This is a genomic window from Chromohalobacter sp. (assembly GCF_039830575.1).
In the GTDB taxonomy this organism is placed as follows: Bacteria; Pseudomonadota; Gammaproteobacteria; order Pseudomonadales; family Halomonadaceae; genus Chromohalobacter; species Chromohalobacter israelensis.
Genome location: NZ_JBDOOX010000013.1, coordinates 1 through 20,724 on the forward strand (window position 1 = coordinate 1; position 20,724 = coordinate 20,724).

The 20,724-nt window shown below is 58.7% G+C and carries 29 protein-coding genes; 8 read left to right on the plus strand and 21 right to left on the minus strand.

Going from position 1 to position 20,724, the window contains the following annotated elements; genetic code table 11:
• Positions 1-78: 78 nt before the first annotated feature.
• Genes ABGX75_RS12430 through ABGX75_RS12445 form a run of 4 tightly spaced genes read right to left on the minus strand, consistent with a single transcriptional unit; the run spans position 79 to position 1,486 of the window.
• A complete protein-coding gene (locus ABGX75_RS12430) occupies positions 79-528 on the minus strand; it encodes a hypothetical protein (protein WP_347410565.1) in 450 nt (149 codons plus the stop codon).
• Entirely contained in the window at positions 521-907 is a 387-nt protein-coding gene (locus ABGX75_RS12435) for an NUDIX domain-containing protein (protein WP_347410564.1), read from the minus strand. Before ABGX75_RS12435 ends, ABGX75_RS12430 begins: the two co-directional genes overlap by 8 nt.
• Positions 908-965: 58 nt before the next feature.
• On the minus strand, positions 966-1,223 hold the full coding sequence (locus ABGX75_RS12440) for a pyocin activator PrtN family protein (protein WP_179152239.1): 258 nt from the start codon (positions 1,221-1,223) through the stop codon (positions 966-968).
• Positions 1,220-1,486, minus strand: coding sequence for a hypothetical protein (locus tag ABGX75_RS12445; RefSeq protein ID WP_347410563.1), 267 nt, complete (start codon positions 1,484-1,486; stop codon positions 1,220-1,222). The genes ABGX75_RS12440 and ABGX75_RS12445 overlap by 4 nt, the downstream gene beginning before the upstream one ends.
• Before the next feature lie 222 nt (positions 1,487-1,708).
• Between ABGX75_RS12445 and ABGX75_RS12450 the strand changes: the two genes are divergently transcribed.
• On the plus strand, positions 1,709-2,152 hold the full coding sequence (locus ABGX75_RS12450) for a hypothetical protein (protein WP_347410562.1): 444 nt from the start codon (positions 1,709-1,711) through the stop codon (positions 2,150-2,152).
• Positions 2,153-2,156: 4 nt separating this feature from the next.
• On the opposite strand, the gene ABGX75_RS12455 is transcribed toward ABGX75_RS12450, so the two are convergent.
• The 10 genes from ABGX75_RS12455 to ABGX75_RS12500 all read right to left on the minus strand — a co-directional run bounded on the left by ABGX75_RS12455 (position 2,157) and on the right by ABGX75_RS12500 (position 6,670).
• Positions 2,157-2,369, minus strand: a complete 213-nt coding sequence (locus ABGX75_RS12455; protein WP_347410561.1) for a TraR/DksA C4-type zinc finger protein — start codon at positions 2,367-2,369, stop codon at positions 2,157-2,159.
• On the minus strand, positions 2,359-2,592 hold the full coding sequence (locus ABGX75_RS12460; protein WP_347410560.1) for a hypothetical protein: 234 nt from the start codon (positions 2,590-2,592) through the stop codon (positions 2,359-2,361). Before ABGX75_RS12460 ends, ABGX75_RS12455 begins: the two co-directional genes overlap by 11 nt.
• Positions 2,593-2,605: 13 nt before the next feature.
• On the minus strand, positions 2,606-4,540 hold the full coding sequence (locus ABGX75_RS12465) for a replication endonuclease (RefSeq protein ID WP_347410559.1): 1,935 nt from the start codon (positions 4,538-4,540) through the stop codon (positions 2,606-2,608).
• Entirely contained in the window at positions 4,540-4,746 is a 207-nt protein-coding gene (locus ABGX75_RS12470) for a hypothetical protein (RefSeq protein ID WP_179152233.1), read from the minus strand. The genes ABGX75_RS12465 and ABGX75_RS12470 overlap by 1 nt, the downstream gene beginning before the upstream one ends.
• On the minus strand, positions 4,746-5,153 hold the full coding sequence (locus ABGX75_RS12475; protein ID WP_179152232.1) for a hypothetical protein: 408 nt from the start codon (positions 5,151-5,153) through the stop codon (positions 4,746-4,748). The genes ABGX75_RS12470 and ABGX75_RS12475 overlap by 1 nt, the downstream gene beginning before the upstream one ends.
• A 25-nt stretch (positions 5,154-5,178) precedes the next feature.
• The gene (locus ABGX75_RS12480) at positions 5,179-5,565 is read right to left on the minus strand and encodes a hypothetical protein (RefSeq protein ID WP_179152231.1); all 387 of its coding nucleotides are present in this window, start codon (positions 5,563-5,565) and stop codon (positions 5,179-5,181) included.
• Positions 5,566-5,579: 14 nt separating this feature from the next.
• Positions 5,580-5,840: an ogr/Delta-like zinc finger family protein gene (locus ABGX75_RS12485; RefSeq protein WP_179152230.1), complete on the minus strand. Its 261-nt coding sequence runs from the start codon at positions 5,838-5,840 to the stop codon at positions 5,580-5,582.
• On the minus strand, positions 5,837-6,031 hold the full coding sequence (locus tag ABGX75_RS12490; protein WP_179152049.1) for a hypothetical protein: 195 nt from the start codon (positions 6,029-6,031) through the stop codon (positions 5,837-5,839). Before ABGX75_RS12490 ends, ABGX75_RS12485 begins: the two co-directional genes overlap by 4 nt.
• 40 nt (positions 6,032-6,071) lie before the next feature.
• Entirely contained in the window at positions 6,072-6,299 is a 228-nt protein-coding gene (locus ABGX75_RS12495) for a hypothetical protein (protein WP_179152229.1), read from the minus strand.
• Positions 6,300-6,475: 176 nt separating this feature from the next.
• The gene (locus tag ABGX75_RS12500) at positions 6,476-6,670 is read right to left on the minus strand and encodes a hypothetical protein (protein WP_347410558.1); all 195 of its coding nucleotides are present in this window, start codon (positions 6,668-6,670) and stop codon (positions 6,476-6,478) included.
• Positions 6,671-6,891: 221 nt separating this feature from the next.
• Between ABGX75_RS12500 and ABGX75_RS12505 the strand changes: the two genes are divergently transcribed.
• The 4 genes from ABGX75_RS12505 to ABGX75_RS12520 all read left to right on the plus strand — a co-directional run bounded on the left by ABGX75_RS12505 (position 6,892) and on the right by ABGX75_RS12520 (position 11,253).
• Positions 6,892-7,512: a S24 family peptidase gene (locus ABGX75_RS12505; protein WP_347410557.1), complete on the plus strand. Its 621-nt coding sequence runs from the start codon at positions 6,892-6,894 to the stop codon at positions 7,510-7,512.
• A gap of 846 nt (positions 7,513-8,358) precedes the next feature.
• A complete protein-coding gene (locus ABGX75_RS12510) occupies positions 8,359-9,798 on the plus strand; it encodes an AAA family ATPase (protein WP_347410556.1) in 1,440 nt (479 codons plus the stop codon).
• Positions 9,791-10,375, plus strand: coding sequence for a hypothetical protein (locus tag ABGX75_RS12515; protein WP_347410555.1), 585 nt, complete (start codon positions 9,791-9,793; stop codon positions 10,373-10,375). The genes ABGX75_RS12510 and ABGX75_RS12515 overlap by 8 nt, the downstream gene beginning before the upstream one ends.
• Before the next feature lie 524 nt (positions 10,376-10,899).
• On the plus strand, positions 10,900-11,253 hold the full coding sequence (locus ABGX75_RS12520; protein ID WP_347410554.1) for a hypothetical protein: 354 nt from the start codon (positions 10,900-10,902) through the stop codon (positions 11,251-11,253).
• 633 nt (positions 11,254-11,886) lie between these two features.
• Here the strand turns inward: ABGX75_RS12520 and ABGX75_RS12525 are convergent.
• A complete protein-coding gene (locus ABGX75_RS12525; RefSeq protein WP_347410553.1) occupies positions 11,887-12,903 on the minus strand; it encodes a contractile injection system protein, VgrG/Pvc8 family in 1,017 nt (338 codons plus the stop codon).
• Entirely contained in the window at positions 12,900-13,325 is a 426-nt protein-coding gene (locus tag ABGX75_RS12530; RefSeq protein WP_347410552.1) for a phage tail protein, read from the minus strand. Before ABGX75_RS12530 ends, ABGX75_RS12525 begins: the two co-directional genes overlap by 4 nt.
• A gap of 16 nt (positions 13,326-13,341) precedes the next feature.
• Here ABGX75_RS12530 and ABGX75_RS12535 point away from each other — a divergent pair, with 16 nt between their 5' ends.
• The gene (locus ABGX75_RS12535; RefSeq protein ID WP_347410551.1) at positions 13,342-13,833 is read left to right on the plus strand and encodes a hypothetical protein; all 492 of its coding nucleotides are present in this window, start codon (positions 13,342-13,344) and stop codon (positions 13,831-13,833) included.
• Here ABGX75_RS12535 and ABGX75_RS12540 read toward each other — a convergent pair.
• The 4 genes from ABGX75_RS12540 to ABGX75_RS12555 all read right to left on the minus strand — a co-directional run bounded on the left by ABGX75_RS12540 (position 13,830) and on the right by ABGX75_RS12555 (position 18,839).
• Positions 13,830-16,463: a phage tail tape measure protein gene (locus tag ABGX75_RS12540; protein ID WP_347410550.1), complete on the minus strand. Its 2,634-nt coding sequence runs from the start codon at positions 16,461-16,463 to the stop codon at positions 13,830-13,832. The genes ABGX75_RS12535 and ABGX75_RS12540 overlap by 4 nt on opposite strands.
• Positions 16,464-16,616: 153 nt before the next feature.
• The gene (locus tag ABGX75_RS12545) at positions 16,617-17,105 is read right to left on the minus strand and encodes a phage tail assembly protein (protein WP_347410549.1); all 489 of its coding nucleotides are present in this window, start codon (positions 17,103-17,105) and stop codon (positions 16,617-16,619) included.
• Between the two features lie 14 nt (positions 17,106-17,119).
• On the minus strand, positions 17,120-17,632 hold the full coding sequence (locus ABGX75_RS12550) for a phage major tail tube protein (protein WP_179152212.1): 513 nt from the start codon (positions 17,630-17,632) through the stop codon (positions 17,120-17,122).
• Between the two features lie 22 nt (positions 17,633-17,654).
• Positions 17,655-18,839 (minus strand): phage tail sheath protein, encoded by a 1,185-nt coding sequence (locus ABGX75_RS12555; RefSeq protein WP_347410548.1) that lies wholly within the window; start codon positions 18,837-18,839, stop codon positions 17,655-17,657.
• 111 nt (positions 18,840-18,950) lie between these two features.
• On the opposite strand from ABGX75_RS12555, the gene ABGX75_RS12560 reads away from it, so the two are divergent.
• Complete coding sequence (locus tag ABGX75_RS12560) at positions 18,951-19,388, plus strand: hypothetical protein (protein WP_347410547.1); 438 nt, start codon at positions 18,951-18,953, stop codon at positions 19,386-19,388.
• Positions 19,389-19,678: 290 nt separating this feature from the next.
• Positions 19,679-20,008: a YegP family protein gene (locus tag ABGX75_RS12565; protein WP_347410546.1), complete on the plus strand. Its 330-nt coding sequence runs from the start codon at positions 19,679-19,681 to the stop codon at positions 20,006-20,008.
• A 93-nt stretch (positions 20,009-20,101) separates the two neighbouring features.
• Here the strand turns inward: ABGX75_RS12565 and ABGX75_RS12570 are convergent, their stop codons facing one another.
• Entirely contained in the window at positions 20,102-20,683 is a 582-nt protein-coding gene (locus tag ABGX75_RS12570; RefSeq protein WP_347410545.1) for a hypothetical protein, read from the minus strand.
• Positions 20,684-20,724: the final 41 nt, after the last annotated feature.

Genomic DNA, 20,724 nt, shown 5'->3' on the forward strand with positions numbered 1-20,724 from the left:
TGTCGTGGTCGCTTGTTTATGCAGCTTGATGTCCATGAACTTGCTCCCGGATGAATTGCTGAAGAAGCTCTCTCGCTGCTAGCAGAGGATAACTTCTATAGGCGATCCTATCATCCGGGACCCTACATGTAGAGGAAATAGCCAGGCGAGCCGCATTTCACCGTTGGAATCGGGCTGCTCAGCTTGGTATGCCGGCCCGATCCTCTCGACCTCGCCAATGTAGGTGTACTCGCGTTTCTTGAAGACTTCGAAGAGATGGACGGCAACACCGTTCCCAGGGCTCTCATTGAGGGTCCTGTTCTGCGCGAAGTTGAGATCCATCTCTCCCGATTGCCCCATACCGGTGTAGTGGATGACATTTCCTTCCCACCGATCGTCGTATATCGACTCCACGTGGTTTGTGACGATCACCAAAGTATTGGTGCGTCGTGATCGACGCATCCCTCCTTGTGGGCTGCATCTGAAGAGCTCGCAGAGCTGGGAGTTGTCCAGAACAGTGCCGGGCTTAAGTGTCTCGATGCTATTCATGAGATTCGATCAGAGCCTTTGCGATGGGAATGTCAGCGGGTGCGAGCTCGAAGTTCATCAGATCCTCTATCGGGACCCACTCAACCTTATCATGCACCGTCAGCTTGAGTGGCTGGGCATCAGCTTGGACGATGATACCAACGAGATTGATAGATCCTCCGTCGTAGTCATATCGGCTTTCCATGAAGACTTCTTTGACGGTACAAGAAAGCGAGAGCTCCTCACGTAGCTCTCGCTCGAGACACTCTTTAATTGTCTCGCCGGCTTCTTGCTTACCACCTGGGAACTCCCAGTAACCGGCAAGGCTCTGTCCCGAAGCGCGTCGGGCAATAAGAATACTATCATCTCGGATGATGAGACCGGCGGCGACGTTCTTCATGCTTGAATCCATAGGGCTACGAAAGGGGTAGCCTAACGCAGCCTATGGGCATGTCTCATCAATGATTTACGTGCTGCCATAACTTACATGCTTCCGCTCGACGCTTATCGAGGTGCTCGGCCAGATCCGTTGCGCTTACCAGCCAAGGGGATTTCTGCGAATCGAGCGCACGATAGGCAGGCACCGGCAAGCCTTGGGCAAGCGCGCGAGCGCTTGCCGTCTTCGCGCTGATCCCAAAGTAACGGGGTGCCACTTCCTCCAAAGGGAGTTCGGCACGGCCGTTGAATTCGGCAAGCAGTCCGAAGTAGGTGTTCATGCTTGACTCCTCGCTCTCCATCGGTGGAACCGGTTCTGAATCAGTCGGAACGTCGCGCCGGCTTGCTTGTTGGTGCCTAATTCCGCGCGGCTTTGAATGCCGCATGCTTTCCGGACCCAGTCGCAGGCATCCTGCTCGGTGTGGGTACCGTCCGGCACGTCCGCGCCGAACTTGGCGCGGGCGCGGCGGTCCAGGTATAGCCGGAACGCGGGATCGCGGCAGAGGACCCCGGCGGCTTGGGCATGATTTGCATCAGCGACCATGGCCACATCTCCTGCAGCCGCATTGGCGCTCGGATGCCAGCCCAGTCAGAGCAATGGATAGTTCCCGAGCGACTACCTCCGGGGGCATCTGCTCAATGATCCGCTGCCACGTTTTCTCGCCATGATAGGTATCCATATGGTTGCGGACCTGCATGCCGATAACGTATTTGATCGTTTCCCGATCCTTGTCTTGACTCGTTTCATTCATTAGCAGGAGCCTCCATGTCCGAGCGCAGCAATATCGAACGCTTCGACGAACTGACCGGCGAGATTCTGGCCACGCTTTATCGTTCCTTCCCCGTTCCGAAAAACCTTCTGCCAGCGGAGTTCGTGAACAATCCCACGGAATATAACGAGGCCGTTCAAGCGGACGTGCCGTCCGAAGAGACGCGCTTTTTCATCGCCACCGCTGAATGGTTGCGCATGGCGGGATACCTGTCGGCCGACCCCCAGGATGGGCATGGCCATATCGTCAGGAACTGCGTGCTGACGCCCAAGGGGCTTGAGGTCCTCAAGGTGAAGCCTTCCAACCTGGATGACGTGGACACCCTGGGCGAGCAGCTTGTTACCGCGACCCAGCAGGGCGGCAAGGATGCTGCCCGTAAAGCGGTTGGGGATGTGTTGAACCTGGGAGCCAGGTTCCTGATCGGCCTGGGATCGCCCTGACGTCTCAACGAACATGCCGCCCCCTTTGTTCACGCAGGCCTTGGCACTCGATGCAGGTCGCCGCCCAGGGCGCGGCTTCACGGCGGGCGGCGGGGATCTCCTCGCCGCATTCCTCGCAATACGGATCGTCGTTGCTTTCCGGCAGGCGGTAGCCGGTGAGGGCATGGGCCATGCGCTGCTCGAGCAGCTCGCCTGCGCGATCGGCGTTATCGGCCATGGGCGACATCCTCCGCGTTCAGCGTTTGCACGGTGTGGCCATCGCGGTAGGCGCACCGGTGTTCCTGAACGGCGCGCCGCAACTCTTCCTCGCTGCTGAATGCCACGACCATGGCGTAGCGATGACGAATGGGCTCTTCGTTGGGCGTGAGCACGGCCAGTTCGCCGGCGTCTTGCAAGGTGCCCAGCGGCTGGGCCGCCTGGGTGGTCATGCGATGTGTCATGAAGGTCTCCTTATCAAAGTCCGGCCGGAAAGAACTCATCCGGTGCCGGTTGCGGTGGCGTTCGGGGAATGCCGAGATTCAGCGGCGCCGCGCGGGCCATTTCGGCCTCCTCGGCGGCGGCTTCCTGCTCGGCGCGCATTTCGGGGCTGGTGATCCACTCGTGGTAGCGGTTGCGCTGCGCGGCGAGCGTCTCGGGATCCGGCTCGCGGGGCGTGAAATCGGGCCCCGTACAGTTATTCACACAAGTCCAAGCGTCGGCGGCTTCGCCGCCTCCGGGGGTGGCCCGGTCGCCCTTGGGAGCCACGCGCCAGCGGTAGTAGCGCGTCAGATAGCCGGCGGTGCCCATCACCATCAAACCGAACATCGTCTTGAGCGATTCGCCGTAACGGCCCCGGGCGAACACGCTTTCCTCGCCGGTGGCCCGGTTGAGGGGATCGCTCCCCGGCTCGATCAGCTTGTCCTCGCGCCAGGGGCGAACGGGTTGCAGCTTGCGTGGCGTGAGCGGCCCGCCCATGAGCTGCAAAAAGCGCCGCCAACTGCCGGCGTTGCAGGCCGCGCGCAGGCTCGCCATCAGCTCGGCGGCCTGGCGCGGCGGGTGCGTGGCGGCCTCCCACTGGGCGACCTCCGCCTGACGTTCCTCGTTGAGCCGACGTGTCTCGCGCCAGACGGTCACGCTCGGCAGGCCAAGGAATTGAAACTGGCGAATGCCCCACACGGCCGCCCACGCCTCGATGCGGGGCGCGCTTTGGGTCATGTCCTTGCCGTAAAGGTCGGCGTCCACGAACTGTTCGCCGTTGATCGACTTGCTGATGTACTTCGCGATGTAGCCGGTCGCCGTTCCCTTGCTGTAGTCGATGCGCTCGGCATCGAAGCGGTACTCCTCGGCGCCCGGTTCGTCGGGGGTGTCCTCCAGGGCCTTGTCGCGGAGGATCTCGGTCACGCGCGGAACGTCGTCCGGGTGCATCCATACGAGCATGTGCCAGTGCGGGGTGCCGTCGTGGTGGGGCTCCACCACGCGCACGCCGTAAAGGCCGATGTCCTCGCGGGCGAGCTTGGCCCGCGCGCGTGCCCACAGGGCGTTGAGGTACGCCTGGGCCTCCCGCGGCGTCGCGCCGTTATAGCGGCGGTTGCGCACGCAGCGCTTGGCGACGACGGGGTGGAAGCGCGAAGGGCAGGTCAGCGTGAAGAACATGCCCACGTCGCCGCGTTCCCGGGCCTCTTCCTCCGTCTCGCGAATGCGCAACATCAGCTCCGCCCGGCGGTTTTCCGGGTTGGCCAGCCCCAGCTCCGAGAGCTCGGCCAGCGTGTAGCGCTCGTCGTGCTGGTTGATCGCCTCGACGGCCTCCAGCAATGCCTGGTTGCGATACTGCTGGGAGCGCCGGCGGCTCAGGTTGAGATCGGAGCAATAGATGCCTGCGCGGCGGTGGACGCGGCCGCACTCGCGCATGACCTGCTCGATACGTCGGCCCGACAGGCGGCGCAGCTGCCGCCGCCACCAGTTCGGGCAGCTCATGCGCGCCAACTGCGCGCTCAACGGCAAGTCGTCGTCCGGCAGGTTCAGTTCATGCTGAAGGACGCGCGCCTGGGCGCGGGGCAGGGCCTCGCGCAATGCCTCGATATCCGCGTCGCCGCGCTTGTGGGCCTGCTGGGAAAGCGAGGACACCATCGTCTCCACCACGCGCGCCTGCACCTTGGCATGCTCGATCAACGCATCGTCGTCGTGCGTGGTGTTCCACGGCCCGGCGAGCAGCGGCGCCACGGTGCGGCGTAACCAATCGTTGGCCGCACGGTAGTCCTCGGCCTGGGCGTGCAGTACATACGCGCGGGCCAGATCGTCGGCGAGCAGGGCAAAGCGTTCGAACAGCTTGTCGCGCCAGACACGGCACTCGGCCGTGCCGTAGTCGTTGACGATCTCGCGCGGGCTGCGTTGCCGGCGGGCGCGGGCCATCACTCGGCCTCCCGCTCGACGGAGCTGCTTGCCTCGGCGGCGTCCTGCAGGATGGCGTCGATGGTCACCAGGGCACCGCACATCTGATGCGCCTTGCGCCTCAACGCATGGGCGAATTCGGCCTGGCCGTTGCTGTCGAGACGCTTCGCCTCGCATTCCAGTGCCTCGAGGCCCTGGTACATATCGGTCATGATCCGTTCACTCATCACGCGACACCTCGCTCGATCAATGCCAGCCAATGCAGCGCGGCGCGTGTGTTGCCCTCGGCCAATGCCGCCCGGGCGTGGGCGGCAAGCTCGCGGCTCGGGTGCGGCCGGTTGCCTTCGAGACGGTCCCGCAGGCGCTGGCCATAGCCGCTCATGCGGTGAATGGCGCTGCGAATGGCATCGCGGCTCGCCTGGGGCATCGACTCGATGGCGCGGCGCGCGTCGCCAGCGTCGCCCCGGGCGCTAGCCAGTACCGCCCGGCGTTCGGCGGTTTCCATCTCGGCCCACAGTTCGGCGAGGTCGCGGTCCTCGCAGCGGTCGTGCAGTTCCGCGCGGAGCGCGCCCCAACCGGCACGGCCGTCCGGTTCGACGGGGCTGGGCGCGGTGTGCGATACGAGTTGTGCCATGGCATGACCTCCGGCGGTGAAAGGGTTACTGGCGTGGGCGCGCCGCCGTGCAGCGCAATGTGCCCTGTTCCAGGGCGTGTTCCCGCATGGCGAGCAGGTCGTTCACCGTGAACGCCACCGGCTTGCCGCCGGATGTGCGCATCACCACCACGCTCGAGGTCGTGGCATCGACATCCACCCAGGCGGCCTGATGCAGCGTTTCCAGCTCGGCATGGGCCTGAAGGGCCTGAAGCTCGGCGGTTGCCTCGCTGATGTCGTGGCGTGTCATCAACTCCACGGCGCACGCCTCGATGGCGTCCGGCCGTGAAAGGCCTTGGCAATGGCGCAACAAATAGGCCGAGGCAGCGTTTTTAAGGTCGAGTTGAGGGGCCCGGCCGGCTGCGCGGCCGGCGGGTACGGTCATCGTGGTCATGGTGTCGCTCCGGGTTAGCGCGATGTCTCGCGGAACATGTCGCTCGGTGGCAATAGGCGGTAGGGCACGTGTTCGGCCAACTCGCCGTGATAATCCGGGTTTGGCATACCGCTAGGGCTGGTCGTCTCGGTGACGATGTATTCCCCCTTGCCGCACCAGCCGCACATCGGCTCCTGGCACTGCAGGTAGGCCACGCGGTAATCCGAGTGCAGTTGCTTGGAGGTGCGCACCCGGCAAGGGCCGTGGCAATGGGGGCAATCCCAGCGCATCGTCATCGCTTTCCTCCTTTCACTGGATACAGCGCACGTGGTCCGGCGGTGTTCCTGGCGGCGTTTCGGATGCGGTGCCGGGTGAGGTATTCCGCCGCCTGATCGAGGGTGTCCAACCCCTGTTGTTGCCGGACCCCTTCCAGCACCCGTTCCATGCTGGGGCTGACTTCAAAACTGACGCTTTTGTCGTGGGGCATGTCGGACCTCGTGAGTCGTCGATGACTCATCAATGACGCATTAATGAAGCTTCGCTTCGGCGGTAAAGGGCGTCACACTGATGGCATCGAACTCATGGATGTTGCTGACCCCGAGGGAATCGAGCGCCTCGTTCATCACCATGTAGTGGAGCAACGTCGCCATGGGCAGGCCGTTCAAATTGGCCAAGGCCTCCAATAGCGCGAACTCGGCCTCGCTCAGGTTGACCTGAACGCGTTTGCTCTTGTTGCCGCGATTGGATGAATACATCACGAACGTCCTTTTTTCGGGTTTGGCTTGTGGGCCGCGCGGGGCGTCGAAATACGTGAAGCGCGGCACAGATGAAACAAATGGAGAATTGCCTTGCCGTTCATCCAGACCAGGGCCAAAGCCATCGCCAGCAAGACCGGTCGCTTCATCTTCGGCAGCTCTGGATGGTCAAGTCGTCAGGACGGATTCCCGGCCGCGTCGCGCTCGAGCCCACGCAGAATCAGCAGGCGCGCCGTGGCGGAAACCGAGCGTTCATCCCGCTTGGCCAGGGCATCGATGGTGGCGCGTTCCTCGGGGGTGACGTGGGCCATCAGCGGGCGATTGCAGCCCCGTGGCGAGCGCATGGAGGTAGAGGGCGTGGGCATATTCATGTGTTACTCTCTCTAATGGACTGTAAGACAATGCACGCCAACGGCGAGGCCGGTGCCGTGCTACCCGGGGACCCGGGCACCCGGGACGTCATGGCAGTGACGTTGCCGGGTGGGCCTGTGAAAGACTGCATACAGAGAATGGAACCGTATGGTTACCATGTCAAGGGGTATGATACCGAATGGTCGATATAGGCGATCGCTTGAGGGAAGAAAGAGACCGCTTGGGTTATACCCAGACGGCATTTGGTGAGTTGGTTGGCGTTACCAAGAAAAGCCAGATGCTTTATGAGTCAAATCAACGGCTTCCGAAAGCTGATTACCTTACAGCTGCTGCCTCAATTGGCGTGGATACTCAGTATCTGCTCACGGGCCAACGCAGCGTGAGCCCTGCAATGGCGCAGTCTGGGTGGGAACCAAATGGTTCTCATGATGGCTACTCCCCCGTACCGATGTATGACATCGAGGCCGCCGCCGGCGCAGGGCGCCTCATCGAGCACGAGAACATCGAAAGCACCCTCTATTTCGAGACCCGGGCACTATCCGCCGAAGGGCTCGATCCCGCGCACCTGATCGGCGCCAAGGTCCGCGGCGACTCCATGGGCAGCACGCTCCAGGACGGCGACCGGGTGATCGTCGACTGCAGCCAGCGCACGCCGGACGGCGTGTTCTTGCTTCGCGTGGGGGAGGAATACCGCATCAAGCGCGTGCAACGCGTAGCGGGTGGGGCCTGGCTACTGATCAGCGACAACCAAGCTTACGAAAAAGAGATGATCAAGCCCGACGAGATGCAGGACGTGGAGATCTTGGGGCGGTGCCGGGTCAGGATTGGGCGAATCCTATAACTGCATAACTGCATAACTGCATAACTGCATAACTGTATTACTGCATAGGTACAAAACTGCATTACGGCGAATGATGATAGCCGATAAATATAAGAAGGTGCCTGGAAAGGGCAAAACAACGCAGACGCAAGGGAGACAGCCATGGAAGCCCTTATTTTCTGGGGGTTGGTCGGTGCCGTTCTGGCATTCAACACACGCCAAACCAAGTGCTAGGCGGGCTGGGCTGAGGCGGATGCAAATAGGCGAAAGGGGGCGACCCTTCAGCAGATTCAAAGCAAAGATACCGACCCCTATGCCTCTTTTTCATCAATACAATCCCTCTGCCACCCTGGCTCATCACTTCTTTCATCTGAGGTCCGCCTGCGTTTTATCTATGAAGGCGCCAATGGAAACATATCGACTCGAGAGGTATCGAACTGGATGATGGCGTCTACATCGGGGGCTGTAATAGCAGGCGAGCAGCCCGTACATTTCGTCGTGATCGTGTAGTGGAGCACCTGGAGGGCGAAGAGTTTCTGATGTCAATGATGGATCCTGACGACTTTGTTGATGAGCCCTTTGGGACCGCTTTGGAATGGAGGTTCTGTTCATTGGTTTTAGTGAAGACGCGAAGTTTGATCTTGAAGCGGACGCTGGTCTCGTAATACGCAGAGCAGCGACAAAGGATATAATGTCCGTGGCTGGGCTGCGAGTAGGTTCTTTTAAGTTGTCAAAACGCGCAAGAAAAGATGTGTATTGTTGAGTATGCCATAGTTTATGCGACTATTGAGGAAAGGTGAGTTCACTAGATGTCAAAAAAATATTTTTTATTGAAAAGAAATGGCTTTTATAAAGAGGTGAGCACTTGTGAAGATAACAATTGAAGATTTTGGGCCAGTATCAAGGTTTGAATTCGATACTGATGTTGACTTTCATCTAATTGTCGGTGAGAACAATGTTGGTAAATCTTATGCGCTTTCTGCCTTTTACTCGGTTTTAAAGGCAATGGATAGTGTTTCTCATAACCCCTCTTTTATGCACTATTTTAGTGGGCTTTTTTGGGGTGACGCTGAGTCTGAGGCTATGAAAGATAAGCCTGAGTTAAACACAAGGCCTAAAGAGGATTATGATGTCCAATCGTATTTTGAGTTTGTGGCAAAGGTAGTATTTGATGAGTCCTTCGCACAAGTTTTTTCTGAAAATGTTAAAGCAACATACAGTGAGATAAGCTCAATTAGCAATCAGTTTAGCGGTGGAAGATCAAGGATAACCATTTCTTCAGGTGATTTCTTTATTGTTCTTTCTGGTGATATTGATGGCTTTGAAGTAGAAAAGGTTTCCTATGCTAAAAGAGTGATTGTTAGACCTGTAAAAACAAACAGAACCCCCAGATACCAAGGGGAGAAATATGTAGTGTATCTTAACAAAGCTGTCCGGAGCTCTGATATTTATTCAGAGGTAAATCAAGCATGTGCCAAGCAGCTTTTGAAATTCTTTGGCGATGTTGGTAGAAAAATATCAGCGGTGCATTATCTACCTGCATCACGATCAGGACTGTATCAGGCCTTATCTGCATTTGGGCAAATTATTGCTCAACTTTCTCAAAGTAGATCAATGCTTACTCAAAAAGTAGAGCTCCCAGGGATATCTCAGCAGCTGAGTGATTACTTTATCAAGTTGTCCAATATTGTTGTCTCAAATGAGGCTAAAAATAAAAGCATGGAGGGTATAGCTGCTGCTATTGAAAAAGAGGTCTTGAAGGGAGATATTGAATTTGATGAGTCTGACAAGAGGATATATTATAAGCCGGTGAATACAGATTTGAAGCTTGATTTGTCTGTCACTTCATCGATGGTCTCAGAAGTGGCGCCTATTGTCGCATATATCCGTCACATTCTTTCTAATCCGCCTACAAACTTTTTCAGTCGCCGGTTCAGATCGCAAAAAAACAGGCCTCCCCTTAGGCAAGTTATTATTATCGAGGAGCCAGAGGCTCACCTACATCCTAGAAACCAGATAAAAATGACCAAGCTTTATTCTGAATTGGCGAAGGCAGGGGTGGTGGTTGTTATGACATCGCATAGTAATTATGTTTTCAATAAGCTTAGTAATATAGTTATTTCCGGAGGACTGGATACGGATCAAGTGAAGTGCGATCTATTCTCGATGACTGGCTATGGTGGTGTCGGAGAGCCTCAGGGAATTGATCGCTTGGGCATTGATGATCAAAATTTTGTTGATGCTGGTGAGGCTTTGCTAGAAGAAAAGCTTGATCTGTTTTCTAAAATGGAAAATTCAAATGATTGATGATATCTATAGTCATCATGTTTTAAATGGAATTGTCGCCAATACTGTAGAAGAAGAAGGTATTGAGGTTGAGGTGGGCAGAACATTGCTGGATTCTAATGGAGATATTGATTCAGAGTGCGCCGTGATATTAAAGCCTGATGATTACTATTCAACACGTGTCATGGCTAGGCCTCCTAAGTCTGTAGATAATGTGGTGGTAACCCATGATGGAGATAGTTACAGGGTGTATGTTATTGAATTAAAGTCTACGAAAAAAGTCGGTAGGCTGAGTAGGGCTGAGATACATGAAAAGTTTTTGACAGTTGTTGAAAGATTTTTTTCGGAAGACTTTCCGGAGATTTTTATGAGAGATTTTGATCTTGCCGATCTCGCGCTGTGGTTAGTTTGTGACCCGTTTGGGATGAAAGGGAAAGGGGTTTCTCAAGAGGTTTTCGACAGAAAAGTTAAATCTTGTGGCTTAGATGCATATGCCTCTATGAAGCCCTTAAGTTATAAAGGAAAGTTAAGAATGATAAAGCCGATGCTGCCTCCACCTGTAATTGAAAAGCATGGTTGTTTCACAGCGCCTGCGTGAAAATATTAATCTATATTAGATATTCTTGGTCGGTTCGTTCACTGGAGACCTTCCCCCAAGCTATCCTTGGCCTGTGATTTTCATGGGAGCTTGGGGGCATATCTCAGCACAGTGTGGTGCCGAACATTTGTGTCACTTTGCCCTTACCCTCGGCAACTCTCCCCACTTCGTCGTATAGCGCTACGTGAGGTGGCCGCGGCGCAGTTGCCATGCGGCGTCTTTGCGCTGTCCCCCCAGGCGGACGGTGTCGCGCCCCATCTCACGGTTGAGCTTGTCGACTACGTTTATCAGCGCCTCACTCTTGCGCTTCCTCCTGGCTTTGCGGCGCGTCGAACAGGTCCGATTGAAGCGTAGCCTTGTCGGCGAGATCTTGGGCGCCGATGTATGTCGCGTGCATGAGCTCCTCCTTGTGTTTCACTTGTGCTGTGTATTTATACAGTATTAAGCTAAGCACCGAGAAGACGGCAAATGCTTATGTAATGAGCAAGCCGCGTTAGCCACCTTCAACGGCGCAGGGAGTCAGCATGCGTGTGCACTACGTGGGACCGCTTGTGGCGGGGCTCGATCATCCAGCGATGCGAGGCTATGACGCGTCACAGTTTCCGCCGAGCTGCTATCTGGTAGAGATCGGGGACGAGGGCGGCATCGAGGGGCCTCTCATCGAGGGGGACGTACTGGTGGTGGATGAGCAGCGCCCAGTCGGGCACGCGGATCTGGTGGTAGTAGACCTGGAAGGTGAGCAGCGGCTCTTCAAGAGCCATCGCATCGGCGGGCGCCTGCGCCTGATGCCGACCGTCGGCCCCAAGGAATCGCTATGGGCCAGGCGCTCCGATCTACGGGGCGTGGTGGTAAGCCAGGCAAGGCGGTACAGGGTTTGAGAAGTAAGACCCCGGCTAGAAATAGCCGGGGATCATATTTAGGCGGCTTTATTACAATGTGGGCATTCGACTTCGCCAGAGCCTTCACACTCTTTGCATGAGGTGCGACCGTCCTCATCGCATTCAGTGCAAAATGGATCTTCACCATCACCATTGCATTTGCTGCATTCGGCGTTACCGTTTCCGTCGCAATTTCCGCAAGCCAGGACCTTTAAACCTCCGCACTCCGTGCATGCCCCTTCTTCGATTCCACCTGAGCCATTACAAGCCCTGCATTCGATGCTTCCATCACCACCGCATTGATCGCAGTTTTCAGGGCCTACCGTCCCATCGCCATCACAGAATGTGCAGCTTCTTCCCTTTCCTGCTTCAGGATCATAGACGTTTCCAGCTCCCTGGCATTCCGGGCATGTCACTTCGCCATTGCCCCCATGACATTTGGGACAGGGGATCTCCCCCTCTTCGTAGCACTGTATACAAGGCTCCATCGGCTTCTCCCTATGTGTGAAGTGGCTCATGAGAACGCTCACAGTCTGACGAGGCCTACGTGGAAGCCGACAGGTGTGTGGCGCAATAGCTATAGCTCGGGGCGACCTCTGGAAAGATCAATAGGGGGAGCTTTCGAACTTGGTGCTATGTCTCAGCCGCGGCCCCCTTCACCTCACACTGCACCCGGGTGCCAAACCCATCGTCATCGAGTGAGTCTTCCACTTTCGTGACCAGCCAGAGCGTGGCGTCGATGTCCGGCTTGAAGCCGATGGCCGTGAGTGGCGACTCGGGGTGGATGTCGGCGCGTCCTTCGGCAAGGGTGATGTCGAAGGTGGCTTCGCCGCGTTGCGCGCGCCGCCATTCGGCTTTGGCGGCGTCCAGGGCGTCAGCCTGGCTGGCGTAGGTGGGGCGCAATTCCTTGGCATCTTCGTCACTGCCGGCGATGACACGCTGGCGCTTGGCGTTTGCCTTGTCGTTCCAGTAGGCGATGACGCCGGTATAAGTGTCGCGATCGGTGGCGCTGTAGCGGTGCCGATCGCCATCGCGTCGGGTGAGGGTGACGGCCGGCATGGCCAGGCCGCTGGCCGTCAGGGCTTCGCCGGCCTGGGTGAACAGCAGCCGGGCGGCTTTGACGGTGGCCACGGCATCGAAGCGTTCGCCCAGGCGGGTGAGGAAGTTCAGGTCGCTCTCTTCGGTCTGGTCGATGTGGCCGATGCGGATGCCGCGGACGGTGTCGCCGACCACCGGCTCGAGCGTGTGGCGCTTGGCGATGGTGTCGATGATCTCGCCGACGGTGATGTCGTGCCAGCTGCGACTGCGCTTGCCCGGCAGGCGGCCGCGCATGTCGGCGCTGCGCGCGCGGATGGTGATCTGGTCCGGCGTGCCGCTGTGCTGGACTTCGTCCACGGTGAACAACCCCTTGTCGATCAGGCCTTCATCCTGCCAGCCGTAGGCGACGCGCAGGGACACGCCGCGCCTCGGTAGCGCGAGCGCGCCATCGTGGTCGGCGAGGGTCAGGTCTAATTGGTCGGCCTCGAGGCCGCGTTGTGAGCGCAGGCGCAGGCGGATCAAGCGGCCGTTGATCCTGGGCGTAATGTCTTGCTCATCGAGCGTGATGCGATAGCTGGGGCGCCGGTAGCGGCGCTCGACGTTGTCATTCATGCGAAGGCCCCCGCGAGTCGCGCGAGGGTGGAGGTGGTCAGGTCGCCCATCAGGTCGGTGCGTTGATCGTCGACGTGCTCGAGCGTCATCGTGAACTCGATCTTGGCCGCGGCGCCATCACGGAAAAACGCGCTCGAGGTTTCATCGACCTTGGTGATCACCCACAGGCCGTACTGCCGGCCCGTGCCCTCGACCAGCGGCCACGCCTGGCCCTTGTCGGCCATATCGCGAATCTCGTCCAGATCCAGCCGGCCGCCGGTGAATTCGGGCAGCAAGGTGCCGCTGAGGGTAATGGTATCGCTCCCTTGGCCGATAAACTGGTACGCAGGTCGATCCCCGACGCGCGATTGGCTAGCGTGCCGCCATTCGGTGGCGCGCTTGAGCTGCTGGTAGGGGACGCTACCGACTTCGAATACGAACATTCCAAGGATCATGAGCATGAAACACCTGCTAACTGTTATTAAGACCTATCATGACAAAAAAAAGAATAAGCATATGACGCCAAAAGCTCATCTTTTATGTGCTTTGGTCTTGCAGTTTATGTATGGGTGCGTTGTTTTCATGTTGGTTATACATTTTCTATCTTTAAATTTTCATCCTTCTTATGAGGAGTTCTTGACTATGGTGAAAAGTTTTGATGCTTCTACTTATATAGGAGTGGCTCTTGCAATGTTGGGGTACCTTAAGATAAAGAATGTAAAAAATTACCCTATCGCTCTTGCGGCTAGCTTTTCACTTGTCTTGGCCGTTTCTTCACAGCTGATAACGTTGATTCCTGTTGATATCAATATGTCTGATGCCGAGTTTTCTAGGCAAACCGCTGTTTTTTTACCACTGCTAATGATGTTTGTTTCAGTCTTTTGCATAGCGGTCAATCTCGCATGGGCAATATTCCAGTCTGTTGATATCGACAACGCGGCCAGCAATTAATCGATATCGTGCAGGGATGAGCGGCGGCGGGCGGCTTGCTCGCGCTGGGCGTCTTCCAGGGCGCGCTGGACTTCCTGGGCGACGTACTGGGCGAGCTGGCGTTCGTCCATGCCGGGAGCGGCATTCACCTCGATGTTGATGTCGCCCATGGTGAGGCCGCCTGACTCGCGCGGGGCAGACTGGCTCAGCGGTGGCCGGGTATCGAACTGAATCGGCGCTTGCTGGGCCACGCTGGGCATGGCGGCGGCGGGGAGTGTCGCGGCGCCCAGGGCCAGCCCCGCGCCGGCTTGTTGCACGCGCTTGGCGATCTCGGCCACACGCCGGGCGGGCTCGTCGCGCTGGGCATCGAGCCCGACGTTCAGGCCGTCCACGGTGTGGCCACCCAACTGAGCGAAGACGCGGCTCGGGGAGTTGATGTCGAGCACGTCAGCGAACCAGCCTTTCACGTCGCTGGCCATGCCGACGACTTTGTCTTTCAGCGCGGCGAGCTTGCCCGTCAGGCCGCCGATCAGGCCGTCGACGATTGCGCTGCCGAGCGACGTGAACTTGCCCGGCACCTCGACGCCGAGCTTGGAAAGCCCAGCGGTGATGCCGCGATAGAGCAAGCCGATGGGGTTCCAGTTGAGCAGCAGCTGAAGCACGGCACCGGTGCCTTGGCTGAAGGCGGCTTTGACGTCGGCCCAGCGGTCCTTGAAGAACTGGCTGATCGGCTCCCAGTTCTTGTAGATGAGGTAGGCCGCGCCGGCGAGGGCGGTGATGGCCAGGCCGATGGGGTTGGTCAGCAGCAGGCGCCCGGCAATGGCAAGCGTGCGGCCGACCATCAAAATGCCTCGGCCCAGCGCGGGGAGAATCTTGCTGGTGAAGGCATAGATCCTGCCGCCGAGGCCGCCGGTCTGTATGCCCAGCATGGCGAGACCGTAGCGGACGGTGACGATCGGGCCGAGTAGCGAAGCCAGCATGATCGTGAATGCGCCGCCCACCGCGACCAGGGCGGCGAGACCGGCGGCGGCCTTGGCGATGCCGCCGGCCAATTCCGGGTTCTGTTTGATCCAGTCGCCGACCCAGCGGGTGATCGCGGTGACGTTCTGGATGAGCTCGCGCAACGGCCCCTTGTTGGTGTCGGTGATCGAGATCCCGACCTCTTCCCAGGCGGACTGCAGGCTCTTGAGATCGCCGCCGATGTTGTCCTTCATCGTGGCGGCCATGCGGTCGTTTTCGCCGTTGGCCACCCGGAGCTTTTCGATCAAACCATCCAGCTTGCCGGTGCTCATCTGGCTGACCAGCTCGGCCATGCCCGAGCCTGCCTCGGCCCCGAAGATCTGCTGCAGGGCCTGTTTGCGGTCGGCGTTGCCGAGATCCTTGGTGGCGTCGTTGATGTCACGCAGGATCTCGGGCATGGCGCGCATCTCGCCATCGGCGTTGGCCACCTTCACGCCGAGCCGATCGATGACGCCGGCGGCTTCCTTGGTGGGGTCGGTGAGGCGATTCATCATGCCGCGCAGCGTGGTACCGGCCTGGCTGCCCTGAATGCCGATGTTGCCCAGTAGGCCGGCCATGGCGCTGGCCTGCTCGAGGGTGAAATCCAGATCCTCGGCGCCGCCGAGATACTTCACCGTTTCGCCGAGCTTCGCCAGATCGACATTCGCGCGGCTGGCCGTGGCCGAGAGCACGTCGGCAACGTGGCCCATGGCGCCTTCCTTCTCCAGGTCGATCTTGAAGGTGCCGGCGATATTCGAGGCGATGTCGGCGGTGCGGCCGAGCTCGGTATTGTTGGCGACGGCGAGGTTGAGCACGTCTTTCATCGAGGAGCGAATGGCCTCGGCGCTCATGCCGGCACGCAACAGGAACTCTTGCCCGGAGCCGACTTCACTGGCGCTGAACTGGGTGCTCGAGCCCAGGTCGCGGGATTGTCGTTTCAGTGCCTGGAACCGTTCGTCGTCCGCAGTGAAGCGCCCGACGGCTTGGACGGCGCTCATCTGTTGGCCGTACTCGACGCCCGGTGCCAGTAGCTGGCCAGCGCCATAGAGTGCGGAGCCACCGGTGGCCAGCCCGGTCATGCCCGCACCGCGCATGGCATTGGCGCGACCGATACCACGGTGAAACTGGTCGTTGGCGCGCTTGGCTTTGCGCTGCGCCTCGGCGAGCTGGCCCATCTTGCGCTTCTGGGCATCGAACTGGGTGTTGGCCTCGCGTATGCGCTCGGCCAACTGATCCTCGCTGCGGCCCAGGTTGTCGGTGCTGACGCCGCCTTGGCGCAGCCCGGTGCGCAATTCGCCCAGGCGGCGGCGTTGATCGCCGAGCTTGCCGCTCAGTCGCTCGACCTCGTCGCTGGCCTGCTTGAATTGGCGCTGGAACTTCTCGGTGGGGGCGTCGGTGCGCTTGAGCTCGCCGCGCATGTTGCGCAGTCGTTCCTGCGCGGCGGCCAGGGCCTCGCCGTTCTCGCGCGTGGCTTCCTTGAGCTTGCGAAACGAGCCCAGGTCACGCTGCTGGCGCTCGAGCTTGCGTAGCTCCTCCTTGCTCGCACGCAGGGCGTCTGCGGTCTTGCTGCTGCCTCGGGTGATCTTCTTCAGCGGCGCCGTGGCCTTGTCAGCGGCGTCGAGGATGACCTGAAGCTTGAGATCGCGCGCCATGGCCGGCTCCGTCACTATCGGCGCCGCTACGCTTGCGCGCGCGTTCGCGCCACTCCATCAGTTCGCGCAGGGAGAAGTCCGCGCAATCGCTGGGCGTCCAGTGGAAGACGATGGCGAGATCCGCCATCGCATCTTCCACCGAGGCGGGGAGGGCTATGCGTCCTCGCCCTTGGCCCGCTTCGAGATCAAAAAACCGGCGACCTCCCCGCCGCACTGCACCAGGTCGGCGGGGTCCATATGGCGCACTTCGGGCGCGGTCAGCGAAGGGTTCGAGAGCCGCGGGATCAACGTCATCAGCGCGTCGGTCTGCATCTGCAGCACGTCGGCGAGATTCACGCCGCGCAGCTCGCCGGCGCTGGGCTTGCGAAGCGTGACTTCGCTGATCTCGGTCTCACCGCGCTTGATGGGCGTGTCGAGCTCGATCGGCTCGCTGACGTTGGTGGCGGTGGCTTTTTCTTTGGCCTGGGCCATGGTCTTTCTCCAGTAGAGGTGCGGCATTAGCGCGCCGCTTGCGATGAAATAAATCAGTACCGCAGGAATGCCATAGACCCAGCTGGGGTAATCCTCGATCAGGCCGGTGACGTAGAGCCACTGAGCAACGATGGTCAGCAGGGCGCAGCAAATACCGCGAGCAGCATTCATGCGGGTACTCCTAGTCAGATACCCAGGCGCTGGCGCCGGCCCGCGAGGCGGTCCTCGCCGTTGACCTTGAACACCTGGTTGATGAGGTCGATCTCGATCTTGGGGGCGCCGTCGATCGACAGCTTGTAGTAGCTCAGCGTGCTGGTGACCTGGTGTTCGGTGTTCTCGCCTGACTGGGCATCGCCCATGTCGATCTCGGTGTGACGGCCGCGCATGACGACCTCGACCGCCGAGGCCTCGTCGACGTCGTCGCGCTCATAGCTGCCGGTCATGCGCAGCATGTCGGCGTCGATGCGCGAGGTGCCGAAGTTGTCGAAGATGCTTTCGACCAGGCCGCCGACGGTCCATTGGCAGGTGAGCAGGCCATCCATACCCATATCGATGCCGACGGGACCATCCATGCCGCCGCCGCGCCATTCCTCGATCTTGCGGGTGAGGGTGGGCAAGGTGACGGCCTGGACGATGCCCTGCCAGCTATCGCCATTGCTGAACAGGTTCAGGTCCTTGAGTTTCTTGGGGAGTGCCATGCTCGGTCCCTATCTAGTCAGTTCAGGCGGTGGCCGCGACGCGCTCGGCGAAGTCGGCGAGATACGAATCGGTGATGCGCTGCTGGAAGCCCAGGTCCTCGAGCGGCGGCACCGGCGTGTAGTCGTAATCGATGCGCAGCTTGCCGGCCTTGAGGGAGGTCTCGGTGTTGAGGTCTTCGTTCAGCCAGGCCGCGCCGTCGACGATCAGCCCCAGGTTCTTGAGCTCGCGAAACTTGGCGTTGACGCCTTCGATGATGTCCCGCGCGAGCGAGGCGTGAAGCGGCTTGTCGACCGCCCACAGGTGCGACTCGGCGACCGTGTCGGCGAGAATCTGAGCCGTCCTCGTATAGTTTTCAAAGGGGAACAGGGATTCCGGTCCGGCGCAGGTGCGCGAGCCCCAGAAGCGGTAACCGCCCTGGTTGATCAGCGTGGTGACGTCGGCAGCGTTGAGGATGCCGGCGTCGGTGTTGGGCGATTGCAGATCCCAGAACACGTCGCGGTCGATCCCGGTGACGCCGTTGACCACGACGTTGGAAAGGGTCTTGTGCCAGCCGACCTCTTGGTCGAGCTTTGCGCGCAGGCCGAGCGCGACGACGACGGGGCTGACCGTGACCGTGGCGGCGTCATCGGTATCGAACGCCTCGAACTGCGGCCAGATCACCATCAATTCCCGCGCGCCGAACTGGTCGCGATACGCGGTCACGTCGGTGATGGTCTCGCAGCCGTGGGCGTAGACGTAGCCGAAGGCGCGCAGCTGTTGCAGCACCGGTACCAGGGCGGTGGCCACCGGCTGGGTGTCCAGCGCTGGCACGCCGATGATGCGTGGTGTCACGCCCAGCTTTTGCTTGGCGGTGAGCAGCGCTTGCAGGCCGGTACGCTGTCCGGTTGCGGTGGTGGTGCCGATGACGTTGGCGGTGGTTTCCTCGTCGTCGATGCCCTCGGCCACGCGCACCACTACGATGACCGGCTTGGACTGCTGGCCGATCATGGTGAGGGTGTCTTTCAGCGTGCCCTGGGTGCCGGCCTTGCCGATGGCGGTATCGACATTGGTGACCAGCGCCGGGCGGTCGAGGGGGAATGTGGTGTCGTCGGCATCCTCGGCGGTGCAGACCACGCCGATGACCGCCGTGGAAACGGTGCGGATGGTGCGGGTACCGTCATTGACTTCGGAGACGCGCACCCCGTGATGGTATTGGTCGAGTGCCATGAGACGTCCTGATCAGGGAAACGGGGCTATCAGGCATTCATGGTGTCGGGGCTGGTAGAATGGGGCGAGTGGTTGGGGTTGTAGAACAGGATGAAACAACAGCGAGGGGTTATGGATATTTTTTGGACTATTTTTGCGGGTGTTCTCGTTTATGTCATCGGTCAGTGGGTCGTGAGGTTTGTGATCGATCCTATTGTCGCTTTCAAAATTGAATTGGGAGAAGTTCAACATGCCCTGCTTGAGTGTAAACGGGATATTCTTAATATGAAAAATCAGCGAGATTTGTCGGAAAGGCTAAACCTCCTTGCTGCAAGGATGATTGTGGCCAAGCGCGCTATTCCTGGGTATCGTTATCTGGCAAAGATTAAATTGCTACCCTGCAGTAATCAGGTGTTTAAAGGGTACCAGTACCTTAATAATCTTAGCGATGACCTAAGTGCAGGCCGAGGAAATGTGGGTGATGGGAATCAATATCTCAATGAACTCGAGTCAATATTTGATGTACCAGAAATTGTTTACTTAAAGCTTGACCTTGAGCCCTCGAAATAATAAAGCCCGCCCTCCGGCGGGCCACCTCACTCTGAAGACTCCTACTGATTGAGTTACCGCCTTGACCTACACCGCTTGGCAACTGTAGTAGCGTTCAGCACCCGGCTATCGAGAACAGCCGTAGCGTGGAGCTTTACCGGGACGCACAGCGGGCGTGTCGTTATTTTCTGTATTAGCCAAGTGGCATTGTGTAACACAAACGACTACACCTGTAGGCGAGGTTGGGGATACGCCTTCGCCGCGTGATGGCGTTCCCCATGTCGTCCGAAGGGTATCGAGAGGAGAACGTCATGCCCGGCTATTACGACCTGAAGAAGAACGCGCAAGGCCAGTACCACTTCACGCTCAAGGCAGGGAATCACGAGGTGATCCTGAGCAGCGAGACGTATGCCTCGAAGCAAGGGGCCGAAAATGGTATCGATTCGTGCCGGACCAATAGTCCCCATGACAATCGCTACGATCGTCGCACGGCGATCAATAACAGCCCCTACTTCGTGCTCAAGGCTGGGAATGGGGAGGTGATTGGTACCAGCGAGATGTACTCGTCGGCGCAAGCTCGCGACAACGGCATTGATTCTTGCAAGGCCAATGGCCAGGGGCCGACGCACGATAATACGTGAGGGGATGAAACGGGCCGGTGTCGTGAGACACCGGCCTGATCAGGCCGCGCGATAGAGGTGCCGCACGAAAATCCCGTGAGGAGTAGGCGTAGATCACAAGGAACGTTCTGGCTTGGGGTCTAGTATTTCATGTCGCTGATCAAACATATCAAGGTATACCACATGGAGTTGGATACCTTGGTCTCTAAGCGCTTCTTCTACCGCATCACTTTCCCCAGCTCCCTTGATGTCGAATTTTACGAGATATATGGTTTCATCTCGCCCGATTGGGTGCCCGAGTTGATACTGAAAGCGTCTTGTGACTTTAAGAGGAATCCGGGCTTGCTCTCCAATGTGTCTCACTAAGTTTTCACAGGTGACTTGGAGACTCCCTTCAATATTTTCTCCATTTCTTAAAACGTTGATTTCCTGCAGCAAAGCTGGGCCCAGACCACTATTGGTGAGTGATAGGTATCCTTCTTTTCCTCTTTCAGGATCTGGGTGGCTCACATAGCTTTTCAGGAAAGGCATATGTGATTGTTTATGTGTCTTGATATTGGACCGCCATTGCATAAGGGCTGCGATCATGATGCCAAACGTAATGATCGCAGCCACAAACGAGATCCATTGATTGGCTGTCAGGCCTAGCCAGTGGGTTTGTTGTTGAGTGAAGGTAATGACGAGATCGGTGTCCATCGTGTCCTCCTATACAGTCAGGAACACCGTGCCGTAGATCG

What these genes read in the sequence shown, in the direction of transcription:
- ABGX75_RS12535 (WP_347410551.1), top strand. Translation starts at nt 13,342, where the DNA reads ATGAAACACCTGCTAACTGTTATTAAGACCTATCATGACAAAAAAAAG.
- ABGX75_RS12475 (WP_179152232.1), bottom strand. Translation starts at nt 5,153, where the DNA reads ATGGCACAACTCGTATCGCACACCGCGCCCAGCCCCGTCGAACCGGAC.
- ABGX75_RS12560 (WP_347410547.1), top strand. Translation starts at nt 18,951, where the DNA reads ATGGATATTTTTTGGACTATTTTTGCGGGTGTTCTCGTTTATGTCATC.
- ABGX75_RS12570 (WP_347410545.1), bottom strand. Translation starts at nt 20,683, where the DNA reads ATGGACACCGATCTCGTCATTACCTTCACTCAACAACAAACCCACTGG.
- ABGX75_RS12515 (WP_347410555.1), top strand. Translation starts at nt 9,791, where the DNA reads ATGATTGATGATATCTATAGTCATCATGTTTTAAATGGAATTGTCGCC.
- ABGX75_RS12495 (WP_179152229.1), bottom strand. Translation starts at nt 6,299, where the DNA reads ATGTATTCATCCAATCGCGGCAACAAGAGCAAACGCGTTCAGGTCAAC.
- ABGX75_RS12490 (WP_179152049.1), bottom strand. Translation starts at nt 6,031, where the DNA reads ATGCCCCACGACAAAAGCGTCAGTTTTGAAGTCAGCCCCAGCATGGAA.
- ABGX75_RS12435 (WP_347410564.1), bottom strand. Translation starts at nt 907, where the DNA reads ATGAAGAACGTCGCCGCCGGTCTCATCATCCGAGATGATAGTATTCTT.
- ABGX75_RS12520 (WP_347410554.1), top strand. Translation starts at nt 10,900, where the DNA reads ATGCGTGTGCACTACGTGGGACCGCTTGTGGCGGGGCTCGATCATCCA.
- ABGX75_RS12430 (WP_347410565.1), bottom strand. Translation starts at nt 528, where the DNA reads ATGAATAGCATCGAGACACTTAAGCCCGGCACTGTTCTGGACAACTCC.
- ABGX75_RS12525 (WP_347410553.1), bottom strand. Translation starts at nt 12,903, where the DNA reads ATGAATGACAACGTCGAGCGCCGCTACCGGCGCCCCAGCTATCGCATC.
- ABGX75_RS12540 (WP_347410550.1), bottom strand. Translation starts at nt 16,463, where the DNA reads ATGGCGCGCGATCTCAAGCTTCAGGTCATCCTCGACGCCGCTGACAAG.
- ABGX75_RS12485 (WP_179152230.1), bottom strand. Translation starts at nt 5,840, where the DNA reads ATGACGATGCGCTGGGATTGCCCCCATTGCCACGGCCCTTGCCGGGTG.
- ABGX75_RS12445 (WP_347410563.1), bottom strand. Translation starts at nt 1,486, where the DNA reads ATGGTCGCTGATGCAAATCATGCCCAAGCCGCCGGGGTCCTCTGCCGC.
- ABGX75_RS12530 (WP_347410552.1), bottom strand. Translation starts at nt 13,325, where the DNA reads ATGTTCGTATTCGAAGTCGGTAGCGTCCCCTACCAGCAGCTCAAGCGC.
- ABGX75_RS12480 (WP_179152231.1), bottom strand. Translation starts at nt 5,565, where the DNA reads ATGACCACGATGACCGTACCCGCCGGCCGCGCAGCCGGCCGGGCCCCT.
- ABGX75_RS12545 (WP_347410549.1), bottom strand. Translation starts at nt 17,105, where the DNA reads ATGAATGCTGCTCGCGGTATTTGCTGCGCCCTGCTGACCATCGTTGCT.
- ABGX75_RS12460 (WP_347410560.1), bottom strand. Translation starts at nt 2,592, where the DNA reads ATGACACATCGCATGACCACCCAGGCGGCCCAGCCGCTGGGCACCTTG.
- ABGX75_RS12450 (WP_347410562.1), top strand. Translation starts at nt 1,709, where the DNA reads ATGTCCGAGCGCAGCAATATCGAACGCTTCGACGAACTGACCGGCGAG.
- ABGX75_RS12455 (WP_347410561.1), bottom strand. Translation starts at nt 2,369, where the DNA reads ATGGCCGATAACGCCGATCGCGCAGGCGAGCTGCTCGAGCAGCGCATG.
- ABGX75_RS12500 (WP_347410558.1), bottom strand. Translation starts at nt 6,670, where the DNA reads ATGAATATGCCCACGCCCTCTACCTCCATGCGCTCGCCACGGGGCTGC.
- ABGX75_RS12565 (WP_347410546.1), top strand. Translation starts at nt 19,679, where the DNA reads ATGCCCGGCTATTACGACCTGAAGAAGAACGCGCAAGGCCAGTACCAC.
- ABGX75_RS12555 (WP_347410548.1), bottom strand. Translation starts at nt 18,839, where the DNA reads ATGGCACTCGACCAATACCATCACGGGGTGCGCGTCTCCGAAGTCAAT.
- ABGX75_RS12470 (WP_179152233.1), bottom strand. Translation starts at nt 4,746, where the DNA reads ATGAGTGAACGGATCATGACCGATATGTACCAGGGCCTCGAGGCACTG.
- ABGX75_RS12440 (WP_179152239.1), bottom strand. Translation starts at nt 1,223, where the DNA reads ATGAACACCTACTTCGGACTGCTTGCCGAATTCAACGGCCGTGCCGAA.
- ABGX75_RS12465 (WP_347410559.1), bottom strand. Translation starts at nt 4,540, where the DNA reads ATGGCCCGCGCCCGCCGGCAACGCAGCCCGCGCGAGATCGTCAACGAC.
- ABGX75_RS12550 (WP_179152212.1), bottom strand. Translation starts at nt 17,632, where the DNA reads ATGGCACTCCCCAAGAAACTCAAGGACCTGAACCTGTTCAGCAATGGC.